At 57.6% G+C, this 8,329-nt stretch carries 8 protein-coding genes and 2 pseudogenes; 6 read left to right on the top strand and 4 right to left on the bottom strand.

Annotated features, from left to right (window positions below; all coding sequences use genetic code 11):
- A pseudogene (locus PDO_RS05900) lies at window positions 1–372 on the bottom strand (hypothetical protein); the annotation flags it as partial.
- A 40-nt stretch (window positions 373–412) separates the two neighbouring features.
- Complete coding sequence (locus tag PDO_RS05905; protein ID WP_007599157.1) at window positions 413–1,393, bottom strand: sugar phosphate isomerase/epimerase family protein; 981 nt, start codon at window positions 1,391–1,393, stop codon at window positions 413–415.
- Window positions 1,394–1,811: 418 nt separating this feature from the next.
- Between PDO_RS05905 and PDO_RS05910 the strand changes: the two genes are divergently transcribed.
- From PDO_RS05910 to PDO_RS05930, 5 genes are all read left to right on the top strand, one after another.
- Window positions 1,812–2,753: a D-ribose ABC transporter substrate-binding protein gene (locus tag PDO_RS05910; RefSeq protein WP_007599160.1), complete on the top strand. Its 942-nt coding sequence runs from the start codon at window positions 1,812–1,814 to the stop codon at window positions 2,751–2,753.
- Between the two features lie 71 nt (window positions 2,754–2,824).
- Complete coding sequence (locus tag PDO_RS05915; protein WP_007599162.1) at window positions 2,825–3,469, top strand: DUF2291 family protein; 645 nt, start codon at window positions 2,825–2,827, stop codon at window positions 3,467–3,469.
- On the top strand, window positions 3,466–4,995 hold the full coding sequence (locus tag PDO_RS05920; protein ID WP_007599165.1) for a sugar ABC transporter ATP-binding protein: 1,530 nt from the start codon (window positions 3,466–3,468) through the stop codon (window positions 4,993–4,995). Before PDO_RS05915 ends, PDO_RS05920 begins: the two co-directional genes overlap by 4 nt.
- Window positions 4,992–6,059 (top strand): ABC transporter permease, encoded by a 1,068-nt coding sequence (locus PDO_RS05925; protein ID WP_007599166.1) that lies wholly within the window; start codon window positions 4,992–4,994, stop codon window positions 6,057–6,059. Before PDO_RS05920 ends, PDO_RS05925 begins: the two co-directional genes overlap by 4 nt.
- Before the next feature lie 95 nt (window positions 6,060–6,154).
- On the top strand, window positions 6,155–6,964 hold the full coding sequence (locus PDO_RS05930; protein WP_007599168.1) for a DeoR/GlpR family DNA-binding transcription regulator: 810 nt from the start codon (window positions 6,155–6,157) through the stop codon (window positions 6,962–6,964).
- Between the two features lie 42 nt (window positions 6,965–7,006).
- Here the strand turns inward: PDO_RS05930 and PDO_RS05935 are convergent, their stop codons facing one another.
- Together PDO_RS05935 and PDO_RS26980 are read right to left on the bottom strand one after the other, a co-directional pair.
- Window positions 7,007–7,189: a BrnA antitoxin family protein gene (locus PDO_RS05935; RefSeq protein WP_052023400.1), complete on the bottom strand. Its 183-nt coding sequence runs from the start codon at window positions 7,187–7,189 to the stop codon at window positions 7,007–7,009.
- 237 nt (window positions 7,190–7,426) lie between these two features.
- Complete coding sequence (locus tag PDO_RS26980) at window positions 7,427–7,672, bottom strand: helix-turn-helix domain-containing protein (protein ID WP_037072761.1); 246 nt, start codon at window positions 7,670–7,672, stop codon at window positions 7,427–7,429.
- A gap of 169 nt (window positions 7,673–7,841) precedes the next feature.
- Here PDO_RS26980 and PDO_RS05945 point away from each other — a divergent pair.
- A pseudogene (locus PDO_RS05945) lies at window positions 7,842–8,329 on the top strand (monovalent cation/H+ antiporter subunit A); the annotation flags it as partial.

Below are 8,329 nucleotides of genomic sequence, written 5' to 3' on the forward strand. Positions count from 1 at the left end.
CCGAGAGGCCCGGTATTGGTCTCCACGCCCGGCCAGATAGTTGCGATTGGGATGGCCGTTCAACTTGGACTTTGGCTGCATATAGGTGTGCAGCCAGTCCTCCGGATAATAGCCGGCGGCACAGAGCGCGGTGTAAAGCGCGCCCGTTGCATGGCCCTTCGACATGATGAAGCGGTCGCGATCGGCCATGTCCGGCTTCGTCGCATCGTAGCGCATCACGCCGAAATAGAGCGTCGCGATGATATCGATGGCCGAAAAGTCCCCGCCGGGATGGCCGAGTTGGGCATCGAACACCATCTGGAATGCCCTGCGGCGCATCCATAGGGCCTTTTCCCGGATTGTTACGACCGTATCGTTCTTCAACATATTCATAAGCCTTTCAGTCCCAATCTTGGCTCGTTGCTGCCGGCGCCTACATGGCGCCGAACAGGGCCTTCTGGGCGATCTTCAATGCGCCGATTGCGTCATGGCGGCTCTGCGCTTCCTTCAGTGCATCGACGTCGAGGGCGTCGAGCCCCTTCGAGGCGGCCTTGAGGAAGTCGATTGCGTGATTGGCGGTTGCCACGCTGTCTTCGCGGAACGGGAACTGGTCGAGCTGCCAGACACCTTCCCACTTGTTCTTGCGAAGTACATAGAAGAACTCGAAGAGTTCGATCGGATGCAGGCTGCCGGCGACGAGATCGTCATCCCAGGAGCGATAGTTGTCGTTGACGTCCATGCCGAACAGGCGGCCGTAGTCGATGGCAAGCTGGGCGCTGTCGGCGGCCGATTCACCCCCCATGATAGCGTGGCCGAAGTCGAGCAGGATGCCGACATTGGGCAGGCCGATTTTCTCGATGCCGAGCAGGGTGCGGGCAACAGAGCCGAAGCTCATGCGGACGCGTGGCTCGCGCGGCTTGTATTCGATGACGAATTTCAGATCCGGGTTTTCGCTGGCGAGCTGGCCGATGCCGTCGAGCGAATGCTGCCACAGCGTGCCGTAGTCGACCTGGAACGGATAGTCCCAGCCGTCCTGGCCCGGCCACAGCTTGACATAGTCTGCGCCGAAATAACGGACCTGATCGCAGGCTTCGGTGACCAGTTCATGCGCGCGCCGGCGAACGCCTGCGTCGGGATTGGTGAAGGAGCCCTTGACGAATTCGCGTGTGTAGATTTCCGGCGTGATGCCGATGACGCCGAGTTTGTTGCGGTCCAGCGCCTGCTTGACCTGGGCATTGCTGAAATCGCCGCCAAAGAAGGGGTAGTTGATGTCAACCACCGAAAGGTCGGCGACCTGGCCTGCCAGATCGATCGCGTCAATGATCGTGCGCGGTGTGCCATAGCCATCCGTGGCATAGCGATCGAGATAGGTGGCAAAGTGCCAGATGCCGGCACCATAACGCTGATTGCTCATAGGTTTCCTCCATTTGTATGACTGGGCGTTTTGTCGCCGCGCTCGCGCAGAATAGAACATGTCCGGCACTTTCCGGCGATATCAGGCGCAATGGTCTTGCGAATGATACGGTTCAATCCTGTCTCCCTTTCATTGCAGCACCATGCTCCTGCACGATGATGAATGCTTTTGTTTGTTTTCGTTTGTATGCGTTATTTCCCATAACTTAAAAATTTCATCAAGCGGAATTTTCCCGATTTGGCAATTTCAAGCTTCAGAACTAAGCAATATGCTGGAATATGAAGCGCATTTGGCGTTGTTGCGCTGCGATTGCTCATGACGCAGCGCAAAGCAAAAACATATTGACACCAATCGATAATACTCGATAGAAAATATGCAGGGTCGCCAGCGGGCGACTTGTTGAGAAAGGGAGGTTCTCATGAAGATCACTCGACGTCTGCTTGTTTCCGTTTGCGTGCTCACACTGTCGGGCGTGGTGCCGGGCTTTGCCATGGCAGCAGACACAATCGCTATCATCACGCCCAGCCACGACAATCCGTTCTTCAAGGCGGAAGCCGATGGTGCCGCAGCCAAGGCGAAGGAGCTTGGCTATGACACTATGGTGCTGGTCCATGACGACGACGCCAACAAGCAAAATGAATTGTTCGATTCCGCCATTGCTGCAGGCGTCAAGGCGATCATCCTCGACAACGCCGGTGCCGATGCATCTGTCGCGGCCGTGCAGAAGGCCAAGGACAAGGGTATCCCGTCCTTCCTAATTGACCGCGAAATCACCACTACAGGTGTTGCTGTTTCGCAGATCGTTTCGAACAACTATCAGGGTGCACAGCTCGGCGCGGAAGAGTTCGTCAAGCTGATGGGCGAGAAGGGCAATTACGCCGAGCTCGTGGGTAAGGAATCCGACACCAATGCCGGTATCCGTTCGCAGGGCTATCACGATGTCATCGATCAGTATGCCGAGCTGAAGTCGGTTGCCAAGCAGACGGCAAACTGGTCGCAGACGGAAGCCTACACGGTGATGGAATCAATCCTGCAGGCGCATCCGGATATCAAGGGTGTCATCTCCGGCAACGACACGATGGCCATGGGTGCCTATGCAGCCCTTGAGGCCGCCGGCCGCAAGGATGTCATCGTCGTCGGTTTCGATGGCTCCAATGACGTGCGCGACTCGATCAAGAATGGCGGCATCAAGGCCACCGTGCTGCAGCCGGCCTATAGCCAGGCCCAGCTGGCAGTCGAGCAGGCTGACAAGTTCATTAAGACCGGCTCGACCGGGCTTGAAGAAAAGCAGCTGATGGATTGCGTGCTTATCAATGCGGATAACGCGGCGAAACTCGAAACCTTCGCCCTGTCCAACTGAGCCCAGGCAAACACCTCCCAAGGGGCATTCCCTTGGGAGGATCAGTTGATGCTCACGAATCCGGTTGTCTTATGAACATGAAAAAAATCCTTGCCGCAGGCATGCTCGCCGCCCTGTGTCTGTCTGGCTGCAAGCTGGTCAAGACCGAAGAGGCTGGCAAAGAAGCCGCGGCCAACGGTCCAGGCGGTGATCAGGAGCGGATCGCCACCCTGGTTGCGTCCACCTATGATGCCAAGCTTGTGCCCAAACTCACCGAAACGGCGGTTGACATCTCGACGCTTTTGCCGGCCATCAAGGCCAATCTCGATGACGCTGGCAAGGCCTATGGACTGCGCGTTGGCGGTGCCGGCGGTGGCTGGAATTTTTCGGTGAAGGGAACGGCGCCCGTTGTCGATGCCGATCTGGTCTCCAAGGCGGCCGTGGCGCAGCTGGATTTCGACGGTGACGGCAAGGCCGACGCCACGCTGCAGCTTGGCCCGGTGGTCAAGGGATCGGCCATCCGCGATACATCGGCAATCTACGACTTCTCCACGTTCCGTGATCAGATCGAGTACGCCAAGCTTGGCCGTGCCCTGAACGACAAGGCAGTCTCGGGGCTCGCTGTCCCTGAATCTGGCTTGAAGGGCAAGACGGTCACGTTCGTCGGAGCGGTTTCGATCCGTTCTGCCGGTGAAGTGCCATTGATTACACCGGTATCGCTGGAGGTTGGGCGATGAGCGAAAACCACCCCATCGGTCTTTCGATCCGCGGTGGTTCGAAACTCTATCCCGGCACCCAGGCGCTGAAGAATGTCGATTTCGACCTGCGCATGGGCGCCGTCAACGTTCTGGTCGGTGAAAACGGTGCAGGCAAATCGACCTTGATGAAGGTGATTGCCGGCGTCGAGCAGCTGAATGGCGGCACGATCACGCTTGACGGCTCCGAGGTGGTGTTTTCCGACAAGTCGGATGCAGCCCGCCATGGTGTCGGCATCGTCTTTCAGGAACTCAATCTGTTTCCGAACTTGACGGTGACTGAGAACATCTTCATCGGTCACGAAAAGACACGCGCAGGCATCCATATCGACAGGACTGCCCAGACCGAGGCGGCAAAGGCCTTGATGAAGAGGCTGGAGCAGGACATCTCTCCTGAGACGCAGCTCGGCAATCTGCGAATCGGCCAGCAGCAGATCATCGAAATCGCCAAAGCGCTGGCGGAAAATGCCCGCATTCTCATACTTGACGAGCCGACCTCGGCGCTATCTGCGGCCGAAGTTGATGTGCTGTTTCGCGTCATCGGCGACCTGAAACGCCAAGGCGTCGGCATCGTCTATATCTCACACCGGCTGGAGGAGCTGATCCGCATCGGTGACTACATCACGGTCCTGCGCGATGGTGTCATCACCGGCTCGCGCTCGATGCAGGGCGTCGATATTCCGTGGATCGTTGCCAATATGATTGGCAGTGCCTCGAAGGAGTTTCCCAAGACGGGTGATCATGCCCTCGGCAACGAGGTTTTCAGGGTCGAGAACGTCTGCCTGCCAAGCCCCGCCGGCGGTTATGCCGTCGACCACATGTCCCTGTCGGTACGTGAAGGCGAAATCGTCGGGCTTTACGGCCTGATGGGCGCAGGGCGCTCCGAACTGCTCGAATGCATCATGGCGCAGCATCCGACATCGACCGGTGCATTCTATATCTCGGGGCAGCCGGTTCGTGAGAAAAGCGTCTCCGGTCGCATCACCCGCGGACTGGCCCTGATCCCCGAGGATCGCAAGCGCGATGGCTTGGTGCAGATCATGACCATCCGGGAAAATCTGACGCTGTCATCACTGCCCGATTTCACCCGGATCTTCCATCTCGACCTGAAGGCCGAAGTCGCCAAGGCGGCGGAATTCGTCAAGCGTATGGCGATCAAGATCGCAAGTCTCGAGCATCCGGTTTCCAGCCTGTCCGGCGGTAACCAGCAGAAGGTGGTGATCGGCAAGGCGCTGATGACCAAGCCGAAGATCCTGTTGATGGATGAGCCGTCGCGCGGCATCGATATCGGTGCCAAGGCCGAGATTTTCCGCACCATGCGACGCCTGGCCTCTGAAGGCCTCGGCATTCTTTTCGTAACATCCGATCTTGAGGAGGTTCTCGCCCTCTCGGATCGCATTCTCGTCATGGCGAATGGCAAGCTGACCGGGGACTTCCCCGCCGGCGCCGACGCGGCAGCCGTCATCTCCGCCGCTACGCCCAATTTGAGCAGGGTCGAAACACCATGAGCATTACCAATACTGCATCTGCCGCGAATGCGGGATCGAAGGCATCCGGAACCTCCGCGATTCTTCTGCTGTTGCGCATGCGGACCTTCGTCGCCCTGATCCTGGTCTTCGCCTTCTTCGCTTTCGCGGCTCCGAATTTTCTATCCTATGCCAATATGCTTATCATCTCCAAGCACGTTGCGCTCAATGCGCTGCTGGCGATCGGCATGACATTTGTCATCATCGCCGGTGGTATCGACCTGTCGGTCGGCTCCATTGTCGGTCTCTGTGCCATGGTCGCCGGTTATCTCGTGCTTTACGGCATCGATCTCGGGATCGGCTGGACCATCCAGTTCAACACACTTGAAATCTGCTTCCTCGTGCTGGTCGTCGGCGTGTTCATCGGTCTGATCAACGGGATATTAATTACCAAGTTGAATGTCGCGCCGTTCATTGCGACGCTTGGCGTTCTCTATGTGGCGCGTGGTGCAGCCCTGCTGTTTTCCGACGGCCGGACCTTTCCCAATCTCGCTGGCAATCCGGCCTATGGTTCGGATACGTTCAAGCTGATCGGCTCCGGCAGCTTTTTCGGATTTCCCCTGTCCATATGGATCATGGTGGTCGTGGCACTCGCGGCAGGCTATCTTGGCACGCGCACGCCGCTCGGTCGGCATATCTATGCCGTTGGCGGCAATGAACGCGGAGCAGGCTTATCCGGCGTCAATGTCGATCGGACCAAGCTCTTCGTCTATATGTTCTCCGGTCTGTGCGCAGCACTTGTCGGCCTGATCATCTCTTCGCAGCTACAGGCCAGCCATCCGGCAACCGGCGAAACCTTCGAACTGAATGCCATTGCCGCAGCCGTTCTTGGCGGCACGTCGATGTCCGGCGGACGCGGGCGCATCGGTGGCACGATCATCGGCGCGTTTGTCATCGGCATCCTGGCCGACGGTCTGATCATGATGGGTGTATCGTCCTTCTGGCAGACAGTGATCAAGGGTCTTGTCATCATTGCGGCGGTTGTGGTCGATCAAATCCAGCAGAAGCTGCAGGCGCGGGTGATATTGCAGCAGCAGGCAGCGTGAGGATTTCATATCGGCGTCTGTTGCTGTATATCCCGGGCTAATCGGGATGACGCGCTTTCGTTTGATTGCGAATTTTTAGGTTTGGGCAGATCGCCATGGATGCGAAAACAGAGCAGGAAAACTCCGAAAGCATGATCGGGCTTTTGTCCGAGCCACGGCGTCGGCGCATTTTGGAATGGCTGCAGGAGGAGGGGTCTGCGCGTGTCCGGGAACTGGCCGCTGCTTTCCACGTCTCCGAAGCCACCATTCGCCAGGATCTCGAACGGCTGGAGAACGAGGGGTTCATCACCCGCGAGCATGGCGGTGCCTACCTCAACACCGTGCCGATTCAGACTGGCACGATGACGCTGCACCATCAGGAAAACATGGACAAGAAACGCCGCATAGGCGCTCTTGCTGCCAGCCTCGTCAAGGACGGTGAAACCCTTATCCTCGACGCCGGCACCACGACGACCGAAATTGCCATGCGGCTGACCAGCCGGCGCGATCTGACGCTGATTACCAATGCGCTGAACATCGCGATCATTCTGGGCGCCGTTCCGACATTTGCCGTTCACATGCCGGGCGGTCAGTTCAAGTCGCCGACCCTGTCACTTTCAGGCGACAAGTCGGTCGAGTATTTCCGCAATATTTTCGCCGGAAAGCTTTTTCTGGCGACCGCCGGTGTCGCGCTGGACGCGGGCCTGACCTATCCGAGCTTTGCCGATCTGCAGTTGAAGGAGGCGATGATCAAGGCCGCCGCCCATGTCTATCTCGTGGCGGATTCGACCAAGATCAACAAATCCTCCTTCACCCGTCTCGGCTCGCTCGATGTCATCCACTCCTTCATCACGGACGACGGTATTTCCGATCGTGATGCAAAGGAGTTCGAAAAGCGTGGCATCCAGGTGCTGATCGCGCACTGAGCCGATGCGTCTGAAAATGGCGATCGGTCGTTCCGCGCTCGGTCAGGGCGCTTGGTCGATCGCGCTGCGCAATGTTGCGTTGATCCGATCCTGCCAACCGGGGCCGTCCGCCTGGAAGTGGGCAATGATGTCGCTGTCGATCTTGATCGAGACCAACTCCTTGGTGTTGGGAAGGGCTGCTCGCTCGATCGCGGGTTCGGCGGGTTTCTTGACAGGCCTGAACAGCGCTTCGGCCGCGTCTTTCGGGTTAACGGGTCTGCGGGGCTCTGTGCCATTCTCATGTCCTTTGGTACTTTATGCTTTGTCGCACGGCAGATACGCATTCCTGCGTCATTGCATCGGGTGATCTGACCTCAGATCGACGATTCCCTTGTCAAAGCATAGCGTGATTGGGTCCAGTTCGAATATCAATAAATTCAAACATCGGATAAGCATGACAACATGCCCTGCGTTCCAGGAAAATCAGGTTTGCGGTGCGTTGGGCTGATCGAGGCCGGATAGACCGACATGGTCTCCGTCGCACGCGATAAAGCGTATGCCGCTCCTCTCGAAGGCCAGGCAAAGCTGTGCTTCCGTGGCGCGGTGTACGTCGTGCCGGTTGCCTTCATAGTCGCGGACGGTGCTACGTGAAACACCAGATCGCTCGGCGAGATCGGCCTGTGTCCAGTCGAGAAAGCCGCGTGCCGCTCGACAGAGTGCGGGTGTCAGTGTTTTTCGTCATTTCGGGTTGACCCACTGCGATAAGTTACCCATATTGGTCACTATACACCATAATATAGTGGTTTTCCGCAAATATCCAGATGCGCGGTTTGGCGTCTTCGGAGCCGCTTGGCGGTTCTGGCGCTTGCAATCATTGAGAAGGTCTTCAGGTCTTGGGATAACGTTCGAGCCATATTTTCTGACTGTCCTGCTCGCCCTGCCATTCATCGGCAGCGTGATCTGCGTCTTTCTGCTGAATAACAAATCTCGTGATCTTCCGGTCGCCGTCGGTGGCGCGGTCACGCTTATGGCAATTCTTCTGACCGCAGGCTTCTATCCGCTGGTTTCCGACGGGCAGGCTGTACGCTATTCGCTCGAATGGGTTCCGCAGTTGGGGCTAAACTTCAGCCTCCGTCTGGATGGCTTCGCATGGATCTTCACCATGCTGATCGCGGTCATCGGCTTCCTCGTCGTGCTATATGCCCGCTATTACATGGGCAAAGACGATTCGGTCGCCCGCTTCTTCTCATTCCTGATGGCGTTCATGGGGGCAATGCTCGGCATAGTCCTGTCGGGAAATGTCATCCTGCTCTCGGTGTTCTGGGAACTCACCAGTATTTTCTCCTTCATGCTGATCAGTTTCTGGCATCACAATGCCGCGGCCCG

Origin of the sequence: Rhizobium sp. PDO1-076 (assembly GCF_000247475.1) — a bacterium.
Classification (GTDB): Bacteria; Pseudomonadota; Alphaproteobacteria; order Rhizobiales; family Rhizobiaceae; genus Allorhizobium.

Coding starts and splice junctions, on each gene's coding strand:
- PDO_RS05915 (WP_007599162.1), top strand. CDS start 2,825: ATGAACATGAAAAAAATCCTTGCCGCAGGCATGCTCGCCGCCCTGTGT.
- PDO_RS05925 (WP_007599166.1), top strand. CDS start 4,992: ATGAGCATTACCAATACTGCATCTGCCGCGAATGCGGGATCGAAGGCA.
- PDO_RS05930 (WP_007599168.1), top strand. CDS start 6,155: ATGGATGCGAAAACAGAGCAGGAAAACTCCGAAAGCATGATCGGGCTT.
- PDO_RS05905 (WP_007599157.1), bottom strand. CDS start 1,393: ATGAGCAATCAGCGTTATGGTGCCGGCATCTGGCACTTTGCCACCTAT.
- PDO_RS05920 (WP_007599165.1), top strand. CDS start 3,466: ATGAGCGAAAACCACCCCATCGGTCTTTCGATCCGCGGTGGTTCGAAA.
- PDO_RS05910 (WP_007599160.1), top strand. CDS start 1,812: ATGAAGATCACTCGACGTCTGCTTGTTTCCGTTTGCGTGCTCACACTG.